Annotated in this window: 19 protein-coding genes; 15 read left to right on the top strand and 4 right to left on the bottom strand. The window is 57.2% G+C overall.

What is annotated here, in order from left to right; all coding sequences use genetic code 11:
- Positions 1–14: 14 nt before the first annotated feature.
- Positions 15–1,418: a phosphomannomutase/phosphoglucomutase gene (locus HMPREF2958_RS01135; protein ID WP_070695893.1), complete on the bottom strand. Its 1,404-nt coding sequence runs from the start codon at positions 1,416–1,418 to the stop codon at positions 15–17.
- Between the two features lie 150 nt (positions 1,419–1,568).
- On the opposite strand from HMPREF2958_RS01135, the gene manA reads away from it, so the two are divergent.
- The 6 genes from manA to HMPREF2958_RS01105 all read left to right on the top strand — a co-directional run bounded on the left by manA (position 1,569) and on the right by HMPREF2958_RS01105 (position 7,886).
- Positions 1,569–2,750, top strand: coding sequence for a mannose-6-phosphate isomerase, class I (gene manA / locus HMPREF2958_RS01130; RefSeq protein ID WP_070695892.1), 1,182 nt, complete (start codon positions 1,569–1,571; stop codon positions 2,748–2,750).
- Positions 2,751–2,832: 82 nt separating this feature from the next.
- Positions 2,833–3,123: a nucleotidyltransferase family protein gene (locus HMPREF2958_RS01125; protein WP_013398471.1), complete on the top strand. Its 291-nt coding sequence runs from the start codon at positions 2,833–2,835 to the stop codon at positions 3,121–3,123.
- A gap of 2 nt (positions 3,124–3,125) precedes the next feature.
- Positions 3,126–3,458 (top strand): HepT-like ribonuclease domain-containing protein, encoded by a 333-nt coding sequence (locus HMPREF2958_RS01120; RefSeq protein ID WP_070696126.1) that lies wholly within the window; start codon positions 3,126–3,128, stop codon positions 3,456–3,458.
- Positions 3,459–3,631: 173 nt separating this feature from the next.
- A complete protein-coding gene (locus HMPREF2958_RS01115) occupies positions 3,632–6,091 on the top strand; it encodes an RNA ligase (protein ID WP_070695891.1) in 2,460 nt (819 codons plus the stop codon).
- A 152-nt stretch (positions 6,092–6,243) separates the two neighbouring features.
- Complete coding sequence (locus HMPREF2958_RS01110; protein WP_004006581.1) at positions 6,244–6,513, top strand: ACT domain-containing protein; 270 nt, start codon at positions 6,244–6,246, stop codon at positions 6,511–6,513.
- A gap of 17 nt (positions 6,514–6,530) precedes the next feature.
- Complete coding sequence (locus tag HMPREF2958_RS01105; protein ID WP_013398474.1) at positions 6,531–7,886, top strand: PFL family protein; 1,356 nt, start codon at positions 6,531–6,533, stop codon at positions 7,884–7,886.
- A gap of 118 nt (positions 7,887–8,004) precedes the next feature.
- Here HMPREF2958_RS01105 and HMPREF2958_RS01100 read toward each other — a convergent pair whose 3' ends face one another.
- Together HMPREF2958_RS01100 and tmk are read right to left on the bottom strand one after the other, a co-directional pair.
- Positions 8,005–9,144: a DNA polymerase III subunit delta' gene (locus HMPREF2958_RS01100; protein ID WP_070695890.1), complete on the bottom strand. Its 1,140-nt coding sequence runs from the start codon at positions 9,142–9,144 to the stop codon at positions 8,005–8,007.
- A complete protein-coding gene (tmk, locus tag HMPREF2958_RS01095) occupies positions 9,141–9,902 on the bottom strand; it encodes a dTMP kinase (RefSeq protein ID WP_246827974.1) in 762 nt (253 codons plus the stop codon). Before tmk ends, HMPREF2958_RS01100 begins: the two co-directional genes overlap by 4 nt.
- Before the next feature lie 132 nt (positions 9,903–10,034).
- Between tmk and HMPREF2958_RS01090 the strand changes: the two genes are divergently transcribed.
- From HMPREF2958_RS01090 to HMPREF2958_RS01070, 5 genes are all read left to right on the top strand, one after another.
- Positions 10,035–11,228 (top strand): trans-sulfuration enzyme family protein, encoded by a 1,194-nt coding sequence (locus HMPREF2958_RS01090; protein ID WP_070536715.1) that lies wholly within the window; start codon positions 10,035–10,037, stop codon positions 11,226–11,228.
- Positions 11,229–11,235: 7 nt separating this feature from the next.
- Complete coding sequence (locus tag HMPREF2958_RS01085; RefSeq protein WP_070520825.1) at positions 11,236–11,580, top strand: DUF2516 family protein; 345 nt, start codon at positions 11,236–11,238, stop codon at positions 11,578–11,580.
- Between the two features lie 200 nt (positions 11,581–11,780).
- Entirely contained in the window at positions 11,781–12,518 is a 738-nt protein-coding gene (locus HMPREF2958_RS01080; RefSeq protein WP_070520904.1) for a phosphoglyceromutase, read from the top strand.
- Between the two features lie 170 nt (positions 12,519–12,688).
- Entirely contained in the window at positions 12,689–13,846 is a 1,158-nt protein-coding gene (locus HMPREF2958_RS01075; protein ID WP_070695889.1) for a sensor histidine kinase, read from the top strand.
- Between the two features lie 41 nt (positions 13,847–13,887).
- Complete coding sequence (locus HMPREF2958_RS01070; protein WP_004006589.1) at positions 13,888–14,574, top strand: response regulator transcription factor; 687 nt, start codon at positions 13,888–13,890, stop codon at positions 14,572–14,574.
- Positions 14,575–14,664: 90 nt separating this feature from the next.
- Here HMPREF2958_RS01070 and HMPREF2958_RS01065 read toward each other — a convergent pair whose 3' ends face one another.
- Positions 14,665–15,369 (bottom strand): hypothetical protein, encoded by a 705-nt coding sequence (locus HMPREF2958_RS01065; RefSeq protein ID WP_037232124.1) that lies wholly within the window; start codon positions 15,367–15,369, stop codon positions 14,665–14,667.
- A gap of 286 nt (positions 15,370–15,655) precedes the next feature.
- Here HMPREF2958_RS01065 and ispD point away from each other — a divergent pair, with 286 nt between their 5' ends.
- The 4 genes from ispD to rlmB all read left to right on the top strand — a co-directional run bounded on the left by ispD (position 15,656) and on the right by rlmB (position 19,545).
- Positions 15,656–16,426 (top strand): 2-C-methyl-D-erythritol 4-phosphate cytidylyltransferase, encoded by a 771-nt coding sequence (ispD, locus tag HMPREF2958_RS01060; protein ID WP_070695888.1) that lies wholly within the window; start codon positions 15,656–15,658, stop codon positions 16,424–16,426.
- 34 nt (positions 16,427–16,460) lie between these two features.
- Complete coding sequence (ispF, locus tag HMPREF2958_RS01055; RefSeq protein ID WP_070695887.1) at positions 16,461–16,985, top strand: 2-C-methyl-D-erythritol 2,4-cyclodiphosphate synthase; 525 nt, start codon at positions 16,461–16,463, stop codon at positions 16,983–16,985.
- Positions 16,986–17,066: 81 nt separating this feature from the next.
- Positions 17,067–18,497 (top strand): cysteine--tRNA ligase, encoded by a 1,431-nt coding sequence (gene cysS / locus HMPREF2958_RS01050; RefSeq protein ID WP_070695886.1) that lies wholly within the window; start codon positions 17,067–17,069, stop codon positions 18,495–18,497.
- A 61-nt stretch (positions 18,498–18,558) separates the two neighbouring features.
- Complete coding sequence (rlmB, locus tag HMPREF2958_RS01045) at positions 18,559–19,545, top strand: 23S rRNA (guanosine(2251)-2'-O)-methyltransferase RlmB (RefSeq protein ID WP_070695885.1); 987 nt, start codon at positions 18,559–18,561, stop codon at positions 19,543–19,545.
- Positions 19,546–19,726: the final 181 nt, after the last annotated feature.

Here is a 19,726-nt window from a genome sequence, read left to right as displayed (position 1 = left end):
GTGAGTTCAAAGAACTACTGGCGCACCAGAGCCAGAATCTCGTCGCGCACGCGCTCCATTGTGGGGGTATCCGGTGCTTCAAGGTTCAGACGCAGGAACGGCTCAGTGTTGGAAGGCCGCAGGTTCGCCCACCAGCCTTCTTCGGTGTTGGTGAAGGTGGTACCGTCGGAGTCTTCGACTTCTACAGGCGCGCCAGCGTAGTGCGCGCGCACACGGTCCACAGCGGCTGCCTTGTCCTCAATCTCGGAGTTGATCTCGCCGGATGCGACATAGGGGGAGTAGCTGGCGCTGATCTCGGAGAGCGCCTGGTTACCGCCGCCGAGAGCCGCGAGCACGTGCATCGCGGCGAGCATGCCGGTGTCTGCGTTGAAGAAGTCCTTGAAATAGTAGTGCGCGGAGTGCTCACCGCCGAAAATACCGGATTCTTCAGCCATGACTGCCTTGATGAAGGAGTGACCCACACGGGTTTTCACGGCGCGTCCACCGAGCTTTTCGACGAGCTCGGGTACAGCCTTGGACGTGATGAGGTTGTAGATAATAACCGGTTGTTCGTTGCCTTCCGCCTTAGCGCGTGCGATTTCACGCTCTGCCACGAGCGCGGTAATGGCGGAGGGAGTAACCGCGTTGCCCTTCTCGTCAATCACGAAACAGCGGTCGGCATCGCCGTCAAAGGCAAGACCGATGTCTGCGCCGTGCTCAACAACCGCTTTCTGCAGATCAACAAGGTTAGCGGGTTCAAGCGGGTTAGCCGGGTGGTTCGGGAAGGTGCCGTCAAGCTCAAAGTAAAGGGGCACAATCTCAAGCGGAAGCGCAGGCAGAAGAGCATCTCCCAAGACGGCGGGTGTGGTCTTACCGCCCATGCCGTTACCCGCATCCACAACAACCTTGAGGGGACGGATATTGGAGAGGTCTACGAGCTTACGCAAGTACTCGGCGTAGGCTTTGAGAACGTCCTTTTCGGTGACGACGCCGGGATTCTCAACGGTAGGAATAGAGCCTTTGTCGAGGTACTTCTGGGCAAGATCACGAATATCGAAAAGACCGGTTTCGGAGGATACAGGCACCGCCCCGGCCTTAGCCATTTTCATGCCATTGTATTCGGCAGGGTTGTGGCTTGCGGTGAAAGTAACGCCTGCCGCATTCTCAATACCGCATGCAAAGTAGAGCACATCGGTTGAAATGAGACCGATTTTTTGGACATTTGCGCCGCGTGCGGTGGCACCTTCAGCGAATGCATCCATGAATTCGGGGGAGGAGGGGCGCATGTCACCGCCCACCAAAACGGTCTGACCAGCCAGACCGAGCACATCAACAAAAGCGGCGCCGGTTGCACGCACAGTTTCGTGGGTAATAGTTTCGCCGACGATACCGCGAACGTCGTACGCCTTAAATGAGTCTTTGAGGTTAATAGTAGTCACTCGTTTATTTTAGCGGGTATATCTTCGAAATGTACCTCTATAATTGGTGGGAGTATCCAGAGAATTCCCTGAATTTTATGGGTTTTATATCACGTATACCGTAGTTTTGGTGATGTTGCGTGTAAAAGTTCCTAGAAAGGCCAAGACGACATGGGCGAAATTTTTCCGTTGAAGAATAAGATTCAGAATTATGCGTGGGGTTCGCACGAAGTTCTGGGTCGCATGCGCGGTGTGCCCGTACCCACAGAAAAGCCGGAGGCTGAGGTTTGGGTGGGGGCGCATCCTGCGGCTCCGTCTGAGGCCATGGTCGATGGGTCCGTGTCGCCGTTGAACGAGCTGGTGGCGGCGCATCCGGACCGTTTTTTGCGCCCTGACCGCGTGAGCGATTGGTTCCCGTTCCTGTTTAAGATTTTGGCTATCGATGCTCCGCTGTCGATTCAGGTTCACCCTACACCGCAGCAGGCCCTCGCCGGGTTCGAAGATGAACAGGCGCGCGGGATTCCGGCTGATGCACCGTATCGTAACTATAAAGACCGGTACTCTAAACCTGAGAACGTAATTGCCTTAACCCCCATGAAGGTACTGACGGGCGTGCGCCCGCAGGGTGAGCTGCAGGAGCTGGCTGAAGCTTTTGGTGCCGATTGGCTAAGCTCTCGCGTGCAGCTAAGCCCGAAGCAATTGCTGACCGAGATCATTCGTCTTCCGCAGGATGCTGCTGACCGCGCCATAGCGGGTTTGGTAACTGCGGCGCAAAAGCTGGTTATACAGGATGGTGTCTCTGCAACGGTGTCGGATGCCGCCGACCTAGTGAACCTGGTGGCGCAGAAGTATCCGGGTGATAAAGGGCTACTCGTCGCGTTTGTGATGAACCTGATGAACCTTGCGCCTGGGGACTCTGCTTTTACCCCGGATGGTCAGGTGCATGCATATGTTTCTGGTACGGCGATTGAGCTCATGAACCCCTCGGATAATGTGCTGCGTGCAGGTCTTACCCCAAAGCATATTGATGCGGAAGAACTTATTAAGGTGCTCGGCGAGCATCAGGATGCGCCGGTACTACAGCGCCCGGCGGCGAACGGCTTGGGCGTGGAACAATACGCCATGTGGGATGAACGCATGAGCGTGCAGCATATACGGGTGCTCGCTGACAAACCAGTTGAATATACCTTTGAAGGCACTTCTGCCGCGCTGGTGGTGGAGGGTTCGGTCACGATTTCTGTGGGCGAGCAGAACATAACGCTGCGCGGCACCGAGTCGGTCCTGCATGCTGGGGATGCCACCTCCGCCACCATCACGGGGGAGGGCGAAGTGTATATCGCCCGGTATGTGTAGCGTGTTTATTGTGTGGGGAATATTGAGAGCAAGTTTGTGAGTATTTACTATAAGACTTGTATCTTAAGAAAGGAGTAGCGCTATGCGGCCTTCGTTAGCTTTTGAAACACATCGGCGTGCTATACGCGAGATTGTGAAAAAATATCCTACAGTAAATCCCCGTGTTTTTGGCTCTGTTCTACATGGTACCGATCATGAGGAGAGCGATCTTGATGTCCTCGTGGATGCTCTGCCTGGAGCTACTCTTCTAGATCTCGGAGATCTGGAAGCAGATTTGGTGCAGGCACTTGGAACCCGAGTAGAAGTTCTCACTCCCCAAGATTTGCCCCATAAATTCCGTGAACGCGTACTTGCTGAGGCTCAGCCGGTGTAATGATGAGCAAAAATCGTCTTTCTGATTACATAGAGCACATACAACAGGCAGCCGGTGATGCATATTCTTTTACGGAAAATATGACTCATCAAGAGTTTTTAAAAGATAAAAAGACTCAACAGGCAGTTATCCTAAATCTTATTATTATCGGCGAAGCTGCAATAAAAATCATGGATAATTACGAAGACTATACTCGTACGACTCCTGAGGTTCCGTGGCGCAGCATGCGAAATATGAGGAACCGGTTGGCTCATGGGTACTTTGATATAAACCTCGATATCGTGTGGGATACTGTAAAAAATTGGTTACCTTCTCTGCTGGAACAAGAGTTTTAGCTTCATGGAACTAAAATATTAAGAATATAATTTTTAGATATATTCTTTCGTGCCTCGGTGCACCTTCAGATGTAACATATAAATATTTCAGAGATACTGGAATGGAATATCCGGCAAAACCCTGACATAAATTACCCAACCACAACCTCCGACGACGAAGAAAGACAGCACCGATGGCACGTAAAATCTTCCTCTTAGCCGGTGCGGCAGGTGCCGGTAAGAGCACCTGGATCGCCGCGCATCCTGAGCTCGCAGACCTGACGCATTCCTGGGATGCCGAGCGCCGCAAATGCGGATACATCACCTACACACTCGATAATCAGCCCGCGCTAGCTCTATCACAAAACACCAGCGCCGAATCGAAGGCTATCCGCCGGGTGAACGACTGCGTGGAAGAAAATATGCGGCACGGCAACACCGTATTTATCGACAATATGAACGTGCTGCTGCGCAATATGAAAACCTTCCTCGAATTCGCGCGCAAATACTGCTACACCGCATACCTCATCGATTTTCAGGGCGAACTCACCCTCGACGAGCTGTATGCGCGCAACAGAACCCGAGAATACACCAAGCGCGTACCTGAAGAGGTTATCGAGACCGCCTACAACAACCACCGCGAGCTGCGCGAGAACTGGCACAGCATCCTCAAAAACTACCGGGATGTGGTCGCCGGGTACATCGCCCCCAACCAGGTTTTCGCCGAACTCTTCACCCCGGTGCGCGCGCTCGATAACTACCATAAAGTAGTCGTGGTCGGCGATATTCAGGGCATGGGTAGCGAACTCGAAAAACTCATCGACACTCTCTCACCCGAAACCGGGCTGAGCGATGAAAACATCTGCTGGATATTCGCCGGTGACCTCTTCGATCGCGGACAGAACCCCGAAAAGGTCTTTGACATTCTCGAACCCGCCCTTGGCACCCTGCCCAACGTGCACCTGGTGATGGGCAACCACGAACGCTCCATCATGCACACTATTAGGGGCGTGCGCCGCTACCGTGACGCCCGCGAAACCCTGGATGCTCTCGCCGCCCACGGCGTGTACAACAGCCGAGTGATCGCTATGCTCAACACCGCCGTGAATATGATGCCCTTTACTCTCGGGCAGGAGCGTTATTTCGTGACCCACGCCGGGGTTGCGCCGCAGCTCTTCGCGGATTCCCATCGCATGTTGGAAGACGTGGGGGAGGGGTACCTCACGGGGCTGTATGCAGATGAAACGTTCTATTTGGGTTCTAATCCGTATCCGCAGGCGCGGGCGGGTAAAACCCAGTACGCAGGCTACGAAGACACGCTCAACAACCTAAGTCGGGCCGCCGGTATCACCCAAATTTACGGTCATCGCCCGGCGGCACTCGGTTCAGAAGGGTACAGTAATCTCATTCCGTTAGAAAGCAGCGTCGAATTTACCGGCGGTGAGCTGAGCGCCGTGGTGTTCAGCCGCGAGGACAGCGCATCCGGTGTACCCGAAAAAGCCGTATGGAAGCGCGAAATCGTGAAAATTCCATCGAGCTCCCTCATCCCCGATCCTTACGCCTCGGGGAGTAGGGCGGCGGGCGCCTCGAAAAATACCGCAAACGGTGCCACAGAACCCCTCAACGACGGGCATCGCCTGCTAGAGGAGATGCGTGCCAACCCCAACGTGAACGTGCGCGCAACCGAACCTGCGGGAGTGCTCGCGTGCAATTTCACGCGCAAAGCCTTCTACAAAGGTGCCTGGGATAAGACCACAGCCAAAGCGCGCGGGCTCTTTATCCACGCCGAAACCGGCAAAATTGTGGGGCGCGGGTACGAAAAATTCTTCAATATGGACGAGCCCGGGCATGAGAGCGAAGCGCAAGTTCGCAAACGCCTCACTTACCCTGCCGTTGCACGCGCCAAAGAGAACGGATACCTAGCGATTATCACGGTTTTCGACGGTATGCTCGCCGTCTATAGCAAGAGCGGGGTAACCGCCTACAGCCGCCATGCCGAAAGCATCCTGCACGCCGCCCTCACCCAGGAAGAACGCGCCCGGCTCACCGAAGCGCTCACCCGCATGGATGCATCCCTAACCGTTGAGGTGGTCGATCCGTTCCGCGACCCGCACATCGTGCCCTATAAAAACGTCACGCTCTACCTGCTCGATCTGATTGCGAACACCGCGCAGTTCAGGGTGAAACCGGCCCGCTTTGAAGACCTGTGGCTCTCGCCGAAAGCCTTCGCGCAGCCGCGCCCCACCGAGGAGCACGGCCCCGTGCGTATTTCTACGGTCGAAGAAATTCCCCTCAAAGACGACGCCGATTTCACCCGCCTGCTCCAGGATGCACGTACCAGCAACGCTGAGGGCTGGGTTATCCGTGACTCTACGGGCTATATGGTCAAAATCAAGGCGCCCGGGTACTCTGCCACGAAACGCGCCCGCGCAATTCCCGCGCTGGTGGACTACCTGCGCGAGCCATCCGAACAGCGCAGGGGTACCCAAGCCGACCGTGAGAAGCTGGAACGCAACGCCGAACGCCTGGGGCTGAACCTCAGCGACTATATTGTCTCCACCATCAGCAGGCACTATACATGGGATTTACCGCGGCTGGCACCGCATCTAAAAGACCTGCTGCACGGCGTTAACACGCACGGACGGCTGGACTAGCCCACAAACTGAGGCGGTGCCCGCGAGAACGTGAGCGCCGCCTCAAGCATGTTGCACGGGTCTGCATAGCTATACGTGCGTTACAATTCCTAAACAAGCATTCGTGCCAGCAAACGTGCGAATACCGGGTTTACACGAGTAAAGGAATCACCGTGAAAATTATTCTGACCGTAACCGGAATCGACCACGAAGGCATTATCGCCGCCGTCACCACCAAGCTCACGGAACGCCACGTGAACGTGCTTGACGTTTCTCAAACCATTATGGGCGAGTACTTCACCATGATTATGCACTGCTCCTTTGACGACACCGAACAGAACCTCATCGACCTGCAGGAGTCTATGACCGCCGTCGAACACGCACAAAAGGTGCAAATCCGTATTCAAGCGGAAACCATCTTCAAAGCGATGCACAGCATCTAAGGCGCGGGATAACCTCAATGATGAACGACCAAATACTCGAAACCATCCGCATGATCGAGGAAGAAAAACTCGATATCCGCACCGTCACCATGGGCATCTCGCTCCTAGACTGTGCCGACTCTGACGGCGATGTGGCACGCAGCAAAATCTACGACAAAATCACCTCCCGCGCTAAAAACCTGGTGAGCGTATGTGAAGGTATCGAAGTTGAGCTGGGCATACCGATCGTAAATAAGCGCATTGCCGTAACCCCAATTTCCGTGGTAGCGGCAGCCAGCGGAGAAAGCGAATATCTTGAGTATGCTCGCACACTCGACGCCGCAGCAAAAGCCGTGGGCGTGAACTTTATCGGCGGATTCAGCGCGCTGATCGACAAAGGTGCTACCCCTTCCGATAACGTGCTTATGGATTCTATTCCCGCCGCGCTCGCCGAGACCGATGTCGTGTGTTCGTCGGTGAATATTGGTTCGTCCCGCGCCGGTATTAACATGAGCGGTGTTAAACGCATGGGCGAAATCATTCGTGAAACGGCTGACCTCACCGCAGATACCAACGGCTTCGGATGCGCCAAACTTGTGGTCTTTGCTAACGCCGTGAGCGACAATCCCTTCATGGCGGGTGCTTTCCACGGAGTACAGGAGGCAGACACCACTATTTCGGTGGGCGTTTCCGGCCCCGGTGTGGTGCAGCGTGCCCTACAGCAAGTGCGTGGCGAGCGTTTTGATGCGTGCGCCGAGGCTATCAAACGCGCCGCTTTCAAGATTACTCGCGTGGGTCAGCTGGTCGGTCATTTAGCCGCCGAACGCCTGGGTGTGTACTTCAATATTGTGGATCTTTCGCTGGCGCCTACCGCTGAGATCGGCGATTCAGTCGCGCATATTCTTGAAGAAATGGGCTTGGAAACTGTGGGAACTCACGGTACCGTGGCGGCTCTTGCTCTGCTCAACGACGCGGTCAAGAAGGGCGGGCTCATGGCCTGCTCGCATGTGGGCGGGCTCTCCGGCTCGTTCATTCCGATATCCGAGGACGCTGGCATGATCGATTCTGCTGCTGCCGGGCATATTACACTCGATAAGTTGGAGGCGATGACCGCGATCTGCTCGGTCGGGCTGGATATGGTTGCGGTGCCGGGCGATACCTCCGCCGCGACGCTTGCCGCCATGATTGCCGATGAGGCTGCGATCGGTGTGATGAACCACAAGACCACCGCAGTGCGCGTGATTCCAGCCGTCGGCCTGGGCGTGGGCGATACCGTCGAGTTCGGCGGGTTGCTGGGGCGCGCCCCGATTATGCCGGTGCATACCCCATCCTCAGAGGCGTTCATCGCTCGCTGCGGCAGGATACCCTCGCCGGTGCACGGGTTTAGGAACTAGGAGCGTCTGCGACTTCCGTTCTTTCCGGTGCTAAAAAGAGCCTTGATGTGAATAAAGCGTTAGAAACTTCGCTTTTTCATGCCAAGGCTCTTGTTATGAGGGGACGGGACACGGCTAGCTAGTGAACAAACCTACCCATAAACCCCTCAATGAGCAGGCGTGCGTTCGCGTTAGTATGCAGCCTGCCGAGCACAACCTCAAGCGCCTGCACATGTTCCAGGGTCTGCGTGGCACTTGTGCGTGCGGCGAATTCGGCGAGCGCATCCCGGGCATGCTCATTCATGAGGACAGACCCGGAGTTTAGCTGCAGGGTGAGCACATCGCGCAGCACCGTCTGAATCTCCGTCATCGACCGCAGCAGTGTATCCGATTGGATGCGCTTCGCACGCCGTTTCTGCTCGTCCTCCAGTCGCCGCACCTGCGAGCGCAGGCTGGGGGAGATGCGCGCCCCTTCGGTGATGCCCAGGATCGCCAAAAGTTCGGCGCGTTCCTTCTCATCGCGCGCTGCAGCGGCTTCGGCGGCGTCCTGTTCCGCGAGCGTGATAAGCCTGTCCGCTGCCGCATACGCCGAAGAAATAGAACGAATGTTCATGATGAGAAGCGGTAGAGTTTCGCGCCGCTGCAGGGCTGCGGGGTCGTGGGCCAGTCGGGCGGCAACCTCGGCATCACCCTGCGCGAGGGTTGCCGCGTGGCGTGCCAGCGCATCCTCAACCCCGTCGGCAACGAGCTTGGCGGCAACATCGGCGATAGCAGGAACCGGTAGCTGTACGGGGCGGCAGCGCGAACGAATCGTCACGAGCACATCGGTGGGGGAGGGAGCCGTCAGCAGCCAAATCGTGTGCGGCGGCGGTTCCTCGATAGCCTTCAAGAGCACGTTAGAGGTGCGCTCGGGCATGCGTTCGGTGTCTTCCATAAGGATCACGCGCCACCGCCCAACCGACGGCCTATCCTGCGCCTTCATCACAAGGTCTCGGGCATCGTCAATGCTAATGCTGATTGCCTCGGTGCGAAAATGCGTAAAGTCCGAGTGCGAACCGTTCAGCACGGTCACACAGCCCTTACAGGTGCCGCATCCGCGATCGGCAGGATCGGGCTGTTCACACAGCAATGCTGCCGCGAAAATAAGGGCAGCTCGCCGATGCGGCGCCCCCGCCGCACCGGTAAAAAGCCAGGCGTGCGTGGGGCGTTCGGCGGATGCGTCGCGGCGCAGCTGGTCAAGCGTTTCCGCGGGCAGAATCAGCTCATCCCACAGGCTCATCGGGCGTCCTCCCCGAAACCACTGGGGGTAAGATTATCATCCGTATCACCGTTATCGTGGGCTAACTCTCGGGACTCCAGGAGTGGGCGAACAACCTCAAGCACCCGTTCGTGCACCGCATCCACGCTTCCACAACCATCCACTACATAGTGCGCACCGTCGGCGTTCTGCCGCGCAATATCAGCGAAAGCGGTGTGCACGCGGGCTTTGAAATCAGCGCCTTCCGCCTCAATCCGGTCTACGGTGCCGCGGTCGCTCATGCGCTGGGACTCATCGGTGAGGGGAACATCCAGCAGAATTGTGGCGTGCGGTATCAGATCTTCGGTTGCCCAGCGACTTAAATCCGTGATGGTATCTTTGCCCAGATTACGCCCAATGCCCTGGTAAGCTGCGGAAGAATCGAGATAACGGTCGCTGAGTACTACCGCCCCAGCAGCGAGCGCGGGACGAATCTTCTGCGCCGCATGCGCCGCGCGGGATGCAGCAAAAATCAGCGCTTCGGCACGGGCATCGACCTCACTGGAACCGTGTTTAAGAACGAGTTCCCGCAGAGCCTCACCAAGGGGGGTTCCGCCCGGTTCTCGGGTAGCAATCACGGTGTAGCCTTGAGCCTCTAGGGCAGCTTGAAGCCGGGCAAGCTGGGTAGTTTTGCCCGCACCGTCACCGCCCTCAAAGACGATAAAAAGCCCGCGGCGATCGGGCGCTGAACCCGGCTGCGCGGGCGTACTCTGTGGCGTGTAGTGCAGGGAATCGTTCACCCTACTAAGGGTACCGTGCCTGCCGAACGCGATAAAGGAAGGTGAACGTTTTCACGGCGTTGCCGAGCCAGAACGTGACTTTCTGCGGTGTTCGGCGTGCATGTGAGCCTTCGCTGTGCCACTCTTAAAAGCATGAGTGAAGAGAAGATGTCAGCAGAGACCTATGTGGTGAGTGGTGGCCGTCCCGCGCATGAGCATGATGCGCCGGTGAACCCGCCGATTATTTTGTCCTCAACCTACCGTGGAGCCGGTACCGTTGATACCGTCTCCGATAAAGTGTATGCGCGGTTCGCCAACCCCACCTGGGAGGCTATGGAAGAGGTCGTCGCCGGGTTGGAAGGTGGCACACACGGTCTCTTATTCCCTTCGGGCATGGCAGCGATTGCCTCGATTCTGGATTTGGTACCGGTCGGGTCGGTTATCCTCATTCCTAAACATGCCTACATGGCCTCTATTACCATGAGCAAGGATTTGCAGAAACGCGGTATTGCTGAGGTCGTGCGCATCGATCTGGAAGATACCGATTCGGTGATCGCGGCCTTCGAAGATGCTGCCGCCCGCACCGGTGTAACCCCCGAAACTGTGGATTATGCGGCTCCGAAGGTACTCGCCTGGCTGGAGAGTCCCACGAACCCCATGCTTGAGGTCGCCGACCTGCCCGCTATTTGCGCGGCGGCGAAACGTTTGGGTGTGGTGACTGCTGTCGATAACACCTTTGCCACCCCGATTTTGCAGAAGCCTCTCTCCTTCGGTGCTGACGTGGTGGTTCACTCTGCGACCAAGTTCTTAGCGGGGCATTCGGATGTGCTCCTGGGCGTTACGGTCACCTCGAACGAGGACCTATATCAGGCAATGCTGCACCATCGCATCACTAACGGGGCTATTCCCGGACCCGTGGAGGCGTGGCTCGGCTTACGCGGTCTGCGAACCCTAGCGCTTCGCGTGGAGCGCTCGGTACATAACGCGCAGAGGCTGGCTGAGCGCTTGAGTGAGCATCCGGCGGTAGAAGAGGTACGGTACCCCGGTTTGCCCGGCAGTAATGGGCATGAGTTGGCCAAGAAGCAGATGCACGGCGGGTTCGGCGCGGTGCTGTGCGTGGTCTTGCGTGCCAGCGATGAACAAACGCAGCGTGTGGTGGAGGCTTTGCGCGTGTGGACTCCTGCAACAAGCCTGGGTGGTGTAGAATCCCTGATTGAACGTCGTCGTCGGCACGGGAGCGAACCCGACTCCATTCCGCCGTCGCTGCTGCGTCTATCGGTCGGCATTGAGAATGTTGATGATCTCTACCAGGATTTGGTGACCGCCATCGAGCAGGTCATCCAGTAAGGAAAATATGACTGCTCCTCTGCTTTTGTTTTATGCCACCCTGATTATTGACGGGGTGCTTGCCCTCGTGGTGGCGTGGATTTGTATTCTCGCCTTTGTGCGGTCCGTCATGGCACCCGCGAATATGTACACGTTCAACGGCAAACGCTCTAAGAATTTCTGGATGGCTATGACCGGCTGTTCCGCTGCGGTTGGTCTGCTGGGGATTTGGAGCGCCTTGAGCGCCTTGAGCTTTACATATAACCCCAGCGCTACAAGCAGCGTGGTACTTTTCCAGCTGGTCGCCGCCACTATTTCGAGTGTTTTCCTAGCGGGAGTCTGGCCTGCCGTGGGCGGTAACCGCCGCTACTAGGCGCTCGTTTCGTCAAGGCGTGCAGCCCGTATCTTTCACCCGAGTATAGGGTGACTTTGACCTTTTCGGCGCGTGGCGCATCCGTGCAGGGTGCGCTACGCGCCGATTCGTCTTCTACCGCGAGATATAGGGCAAGATGGCGGTGTGGTGTTGCTGGCATAAGCATGACAAACCGCCGCCCGCATGAAAAAATAGAAGCTATGACATACAAATTAGTACTCCTGCGTCACGGCCAGTCGGAGTGGAACGAGAAGAACCTGTTCACCGGCTGGGTCGATGTTAATCTGACTGATAAAGGCCGTGCTGAGGCTCAGCGCGGCGGCGAACTGCTGAAAGAGCGCAGCATCCTTCCCGATATTGTGCACACCTCATTGCAGCGCCGCGCTATCAACACCGCAAATATTGCCCTGGATGCGGCCGACCGCCTCTGGATTCCGGTCAAGCGTACCTGGCGTCTGAACGAACGTCACTACGGCGCTCTGCAGGGTAAGAACAAGTCTGAGATCCGTGAAGAATACGGCGACGAGAAGTTCATGACTTGGCGTCGTTCCTACGATGTGCCGCCTCCGCCGCTGGACGATAGCGACCCCTACTCGCAGGCAAACGATCCCCGCTACGCGGATGTTGAGAACGCACCCCGCACTGAGTGCCTCAAAGACGTTCTCGGTCGCATGCTTCCGTACTGGGAATCCGATATTAAGCCCGACCTTGCCGACGGTAAGACTGTGCTGGTCGCGGCGCACGGTAACTCCCTGCGCTCGCTCGTAAAGCATTTGGAGAACATCTCCGATGAGGATATCGCTGGTTTGAACATTCCGACCGGCATTCCGCTGTACTACGAGCTGGACGAGAACTTTAAGCCTCTCAAGCCGGGCGAGTACCTTGACCCTGAAGCTGCGAAGGATGCTATCGCGGCTGTCGCAAACCAGGGTAAGTAATTATTTAACGCGCATGGTAGGAGAACCCATCGTTCCGGTAGTGTTGAACTGACCGGGGCGGTGGGTTCTCACCGTTTTTAGAGCGCCTCGGCACTGCAGCGGTCAGGTTTTCGCTTCAGATACAATGCACACCGCACATCAGATAGGCACTTTCAGGAAGGAATCGCCCGTTGAACGCAGGTCTTATCGCTTTTTCCTCCGGCGTTCTCGGACTGGCTCTGGGTCTTTTGAGCATGGGTATTCTGAGGCGGTTCGAGCGTGAACGACATCGCACGACCGTTGCCGAACCTGCTCTGAGCGATGGCGCGGCGCAGGTGCTCGCGGTTATTGGGCGTGCCTATGTGGTGGTAGACGAGGTCGGAGGCGTCGTGCAGGCTTCGCCGGGCGCCTACGCCATGGGGCTGGTGCGCGGGCACACTGTGCTTTCGGTTGAGCTTGCCGAGATGATCCGTACCGTGCGGCACCGCGGTATTTTCGTGGAAAAAGAACTTGAGATCGCCCGGGGCGAGGACGAATCCCTGGTGATCGATTTGCGTGTGGCTCCTGTGGGAAACGAATATATTCTGGTGCTCGCCGATGACCGCACCGAAATCTCGCGTGTGCAGCGGGTACGCAACGATTTTGTGGCGAACGTTTCGCATGAGCTGAAAACTCCGGTGGGGGCAATTAGCCTGCTCGCAGAAGCCATTGAGGAAGCCCGCGATGACCCGGAATCCATCGACTATTTTACGAGTCGTCTGCACAAGGAAACAAAGCGTCTGACCGCGCTGGTCCGCGATATTATCGAACTTTCCCGTCTGCAGTCCGCCGATGTGATCGGCAGCGGAAAATTGGTGTCTATCAACAGCTTGGTGGCGGAGGCGGTGGACCGTTCCAAGCTCGCCGCCGAAGCCAAGAACATTATCATCCACACGGATGCCCACGCCGACCGTGAGGTTTACGCAGACCCCGAGCTGCTTGGGATCGCGGTGCACAACCTTGTTGAGAACGCGGTGCGGTATTCTCCCGAAGATACCCGCGTTGATGTCACGGTCGAAACCTCGCACGAGAACCTGCTGATTTCGGTGACAGATCAGGGTGCCGGAATCTCTGAGGAAGACCAGAAACGTATTTTTGAGCGTTTTTATCGTGTAGACCCGGCCCGTTCACGGCAAACCGGCGGTACCGGTCTGGGTCTGAGCATCGTCAAGCACGTGATGGCGCAGCACGGTGGCATGGTCACCGTGGATTCGACCCTGGGGGAGGGCTCCACATTTACGCTGAGTCTGCCGCTTGCCGAGGCAGACCATTCGACCCCTGAAATCCTGGAATCCGCCGATAACTCGTGAGCTGAGCTACACTAGCTACAGGACTTAAAACAGAGGTAACGATGACGAAAATTCTGCTTGTTGAGGATGAAGAGGCGCTCTATGACCCGCTGTCCTTCCTGCTCGGGCGTGAAGGTTTTACGCCCGTTGTAGTCGATAACGGTCTGGATGCGGTACCTGCCTTTGAGAGAGAAGACCCAGACTTAGTGCTCCTTGACGTGATGCTTCCCGGAATGTCCGGCATGGAGGTGTGCAAGAAAATTCGCGCATCCTCCTCGGTTCCGATCATCATGCTGACCGCTAAGGATTCCGAGATTGATAAGGTACTCGGGCTTGAATTGGGTGCTGATGACTATGTGACCAAGCCGTACTCTTCGCGGGAGCTGATGGCACGCATCCGGGCGGTGCTGCGGAGGCAGAGCCCCGACCACGGCGATGAGCAGGATCAGAAAGCTTTGGCGGCTGGTCCGGTGCGTATGGATGTGGAGCGTCACGTCGTCACCGTGGACGGTGAGGAAGTTTCCATGCCCCTGAAAGAGTTTGAACTTTTAGAGATTTTGCTTCGCAACACCGGTCGCGTGATGACGCGCGCCCAGCTGATTGAGCGGGTCTGGGGCGCGGATTATGTGGGCGATACGAAGACATTAGATGTGCACATTAAACGCCTGCGCTCTAAGATCGAGCCGAAGGCATCCTCACCTCGCTATGTGATTACGGTGCGCGGGCTGGGCTATAAATTTGAGGCGTAGAGGCTCGCCCATCTCCATACAGAAAAAGGCTCTTTATGTCATATAAAGAGCCTTTTTCTGTACCTTGAGAGGGTGAAACCCTCACCAGAGCTACTGCACGTTCTCGTAGACGGGCACGCTCGCCGTAGGGGCCGGAGCGGGGACTTCCTCAGATTCGTCGTATGAAGGAGTCTCTGCCGGTTCAGGAGCCGTAGGCACAGCGGTCGCCGTATTCGTGGGAACGGCAGTTGCCGATGCGCTCGGCGTTGGGGTTTTTGCAGGCGTGCTGGCACTGGGAGTCGCCGCATGAGAGGACTGCGAGGATGCACGCGAGCTCGCCGCATTCGGCATATAGGAAGCGTACTCCTTGAGAGTTCCGTCTAAGATCGGAATATTCAGGTTTGTGGACTGATCGTTCGAAGAAACCTGAGTATTCGCCAGGGTCTCACCGGGAGTCTGCGAAATCTTCGGCACGATCACCTGAGAATCATTGCTTTCTAAACGTACCTGCTGGCCCTTGGCAACCTTGACGGATTTCTCGCCGCTGGGGAACGCGAAGGTAACGGTAATATCGTGGTCGCTCTTATTCAGGATAGTGCCGAGCAGACGACCATCCGCGCCTTTGCCGGATGAAACCATCATGATATTGCGAAGCTCAACGCCGTTAAGATCGGCCTTAACCCCGTCGGATGCAGCATACTGCAGGGTTGTCGGCTGGGTATAGATATAACCGCAGCCGGTTGCTGATATGAGCGCGGCTGCAATAGCCACACCCGCACCGGCGCGCTTAAGAGAGTGGGAAACGGCGAACTTCACGGCGCGTCCTCCTAGATTCTGATGAGCCCTGCGACTCTGTGTGCGTGCATATAAAGCCGCCTTGCACGCGCAGTCCTTCGAGCGCACAGAAGCGACACAAGATTTGACTCTCGCACTCTAGTTTAGCAATGTGATGACAAATCGTCAGTATGAGACCTGCACATGACGCCGGTTTTATGCCGTCCTCGGGAAATCACCGTGGAACTTTGCGAGTCTCACTCAGCGTCATAAACCTGCGCAAACATCTCAAAACCTCAGAAGCGCACTATCGGGTACCCTCTTAGATGTGACTGAAAACTATCCAGAGGCTCTAGCCACGAATGCTTCCCCGACAGCTCGCACCGCCATCGTCGTGCTCGGCGCGGGTTCCGGCAGCCGCCTCAAAGAAAAGATGCCCAAAGCCGCCGTCGATGTGCACGGAAAAACCCTGCTGTACTGGGCGCTTGAGCGCGCGCGTGCCTCGGGTATTGCAGAACGTATCGTCGTAACAGTTCCGACTGACTGCGCACACCGGTGCCCGCAATTGCTGGCCGATGCTGCCGAATTTGATGCTCTCGTTACGGAAGGCGGCAACACCCGCACCGCATCGGTCATCGCCGCCCTCGATGCGCTCGCCGCCGAAAACCCATCCATCGAGCGGGTGCTTATTCACGATTGCGCCCGCGCGTTTACGCCTCCCCAGGTTTTCTGCACGGTCGCCCAAGCACTGACTGCCGGTCATCGGGCCGTTATCCCCGTCGTTCCCGTGATCGACACTATTAAAACCGTGGATGCGCACGGCACCGTCACCGGCACGCCCTCCCGTGCGCTTATGCGTGCCGTACAAACCCCGCAAGGCTTCAGGATCGACACCCTGCGTGCCGCGCATGAGCACAGCCGCACGCTTGAGGCTTCAGTCGCCGAGCAAATTACTGATGATGCAATGGCGGTCGAGGCATACGGAGAACAGGTACATACCGTGACTGGGCATACCGACGCTTTCAAAATCACGACCCCGCTCGATCTGCGCATAGCGCGCGCACTTTACCCAACCGCGCCGGAATCCGCCTGCTCGTAAAGGCTAAACACAAAACCGTGATGAAAGGCACGCCATGACAGATACAACCAGCACACAGAACTGCCCCGCCCCTCAGGTCCCCCTTATACCCCGCGTAGGAACCGGGGTAGACGTGCATGCCTTTGGGGAGGAAAACACCGAGCTGTGGATCGCGGGGCTGTACTGGCCGGGCGAACGCGGGCTCAGCGGGCATTCCGACGGCGATGTTGTTGCGCACGCGGCCGCCGATGCGCTCTTTGCCGCCTCCGGTACCGGAGACTTGGGCAGTAATTTCGGGGTAGATCGTCCAGATATGGCGGGCGCATCCGGAGTGCGTATTCTCTCGGAAGCGGCGGCAATCGTGCGAGCGGCAGGTTTCGAGGTCGGCAACATCAGCGTGCAGCTGATCGGTAACCGCCCCAAATTTTCGCCGCGCCGCGCAGAAGCCAATCGTGTTCTGAGTGAAGCGGCTGGGGCTTCGGTGACCGTTACCGCGACCACGACCGACGGCTTGGGCCTGACCGGACGCGGCGAAGGCGTTGCAGCCGTTGCTACCGCACTCCTTTACCCGGTGGTGTAGTTCCCACCCCCGACGGAAGATTATTAAAGAGAATCCGGCGGTACCCGCCACTCGGGTGCTATACCCCGTAAACTAGGTACTGTGACTATGCGTTTTTATGATTCAGCAACATCAAGCATCCGCGATTTTGAACCGGTAGTCCCCGGCGAGGCACGCATCTACTACTGCGGTGCCACCGTGCAGGGCGAACCGCATGTGGGGCATATCCGTTCCGCCCTGGTCTTCGACCAGCTTGCGCGGTGGATGCGCTACCGCGGGTTCAAAGTCACCACCGTGCGCAATGTTACGGATATTGACGATAAAATTCTGGCGAAGTCCGTTGAATCTGCACAGCCCACCTACACTGGGGAACACCCCAACGAGCAGTGGTGGGCGCTCGCGTATCGATACGAGAAAGTTTTTGCGCGCGCATATGCGACGTTGGGTATTGACCCGCCAACCTATGAGCCGCGTGCGACCGGTCATATCCCCGAAATGTTTGAACTTATTCAGCGTCTCATCGACCGCGGGCACGCATACCCGGCGCTTGATGATTCTGGGGATGTCTACTTCGATGTGCGTTCCTGGGAACACTATGGCGCGCTCACCCGCCAGAGCGTGGACGATATGCAGGATTCCACCGACGCAGACCCGCGCGGCAAGCGTGATCCCCGCGATTTTGCCCTGTGGAAGGGGTATAAGGAAGGCGAACCGCTGACCGCAGCGTGGGATTCACCGTGGGGTCGCGGTCGTCCCGGCTGGCATCTGGAATGCTCTGCGATGGCGGGTAAATACCTGGGGAAGCGGTTCGACATCCACGGTGGCGGGCTGGATCTGCGTTTTCCGCATCACGAGAATGAACTGGCGCAGTCCACGGCGGCGGGCGATGATTTCGCTAACTTCTGGATGCACAACGGTATGGTCACCTACGAGGGCGAGAAAATGTCGAAGTCAATCGGCAACACCATTTCTCCCGTGCAAATGCTGCAGCAGGCTCGCCCGCTGGTAGTGCGCTATTATTTGGGTTCGGCACATTATCGCTCGGTGCTGGATTACCGCCCTACTTCATTAGAAGAGGCACGGGTTGCTATCGAGCGTGTGGAGGCGTTTCTTGCCGCTACCTTGGAGCTTATGGACCCGAATCCGCAGGATCGTCGCGTACCACAGGACTTTGCGGATGCGCTCGATGACGATATGAATATTCCGCGCGCGCTCGCGGTGTTGCACGAGCAGACCCGCGCCGGTAACGCCGCGCTTGCCGCCGGTACGGACGCCTCTGAATTTGCAAATGCGGTGTGGGCGATGACGAATGTGCTGGGGCTGATTTCGCTCATGAATCTTGACGGTTCGGGGGCTTCCGGTGCGGAGCATCAGGCATTAGATGCGCTTATTCACACTATTTTGGAGCAGCGCGCGAGTGCCCGCGCCGAGAAGGATTGGGCGACCGCCGACAGGATGCGCGATGTGCTCGCCGCCACAGGTATTACGGTCAAGGACGGCGCGCAGGGCTCTACGTGGAGCCTTAACGCATAACACATTCCCCGAAACTCGCCCCGAAGCGGGCACGACAGACGTTGAACTAAAGGATACAGATATGGCTAAGGCAGGTTCGCGCCCCGGCGCTACCGCAAAGAAAAAGGGTGCGATGAAGGGTACCGGCGGTCATGGCCGGCGTGCGTTGGAAGGTAAGGGCCCCACCCCGAAGGCTGAGGATCGCGTTTATCACAAGGCGTATAAGATGAAGCGCGCGGCGGAGCGCCGTGCGGCTACCGGTACGAACCGTAAGTTCCAGACTCGTCTGGGCGGCAAGCGCGTGAGTGATGAACTTGTTACCGGTCGCAACGCGGTTCTGGAGGCACTTCGCACCAATATCCCGGCGAAGCACTTGTACGTGATGAGCCGTATTGAGGTCGATGACCGCGTGCGTGACATTATGACGATGGCGAATAAGAAGAACCTGCCCATGCTGGAGATCCCCCGCAGCGAGCTGGATCGCCTGACGGATGGTGCCGTGCATCAGGGGATCGCAATGCAGATTCCGCCTTATCAGTACCCGGATGCTACCGATTTGGTACTGGACGTTATGGAGCGCTGGCATGCCGGTAAACTCAAGTCACCTCCGCTTTTCGTAGCTTTGGATGGTATTACCGATCCCCGGAATTTGGGCGCGATTATTCGTAGTGTGTCCGCTTTTAGTGGAGATGGGGTCATTATTCCCGAGCGTCGCTCTGCCGCGGTGACTGCGGGCGCCTGGAAAACGAGTGCGGGTGCGGCGGCGCGCATTCCGGTGGCGATGGCAACGAACCTGACGCGCGTGCTGCAACAGGCAAAAGAGCAGGGTATTTTTGTGATTGGTTTGGACGGTGGGGGAGATATAGACCTGCCGAATCTACAGCTCGCTTCTGAGCCTCTGTGCGTGGTGGTTGGTTCCGAGGGTAAGGGTCTTTCGCGTTTGGTGACGGAGACCTGCGATCAGATCGTATCGATCCCTATTGATTCGGCTATGGAATCTCTTAACGCCGCAATGGCAGTGGGCATTACTCTCTATGACGTATCCCGCCATCGCGCCGAGTCTCACTAACGCTCTTATCCGATGCGCGTGTGGAGCCTGACGTTCAGGTTCCACACGCGCTCGTGTATTTACGACGCAATGGGGTTGCAGCGGCAGAGCCCGAATACATACCGTGCTTGACGGCTTGTTTTGCTAGTGGTGTAAAACACTCACCTGTCGGGTTGCGGTGGTGGGTGTGGGTGTGTATAGT

The sequence above is a fragment of the Rothia sp. HMSC036D11 genome (assembly GCF_001814205.1).
GTDB classification, from domain to species: Bacteria; Actinomycetota; Actinomycetes; order Actinomycetales; family Micrococcaceae; genus Rothia; species Rothia dentocariosa.
This window is presented reverse-complemented; position numbering and strand designations above follow the sequence as displayed.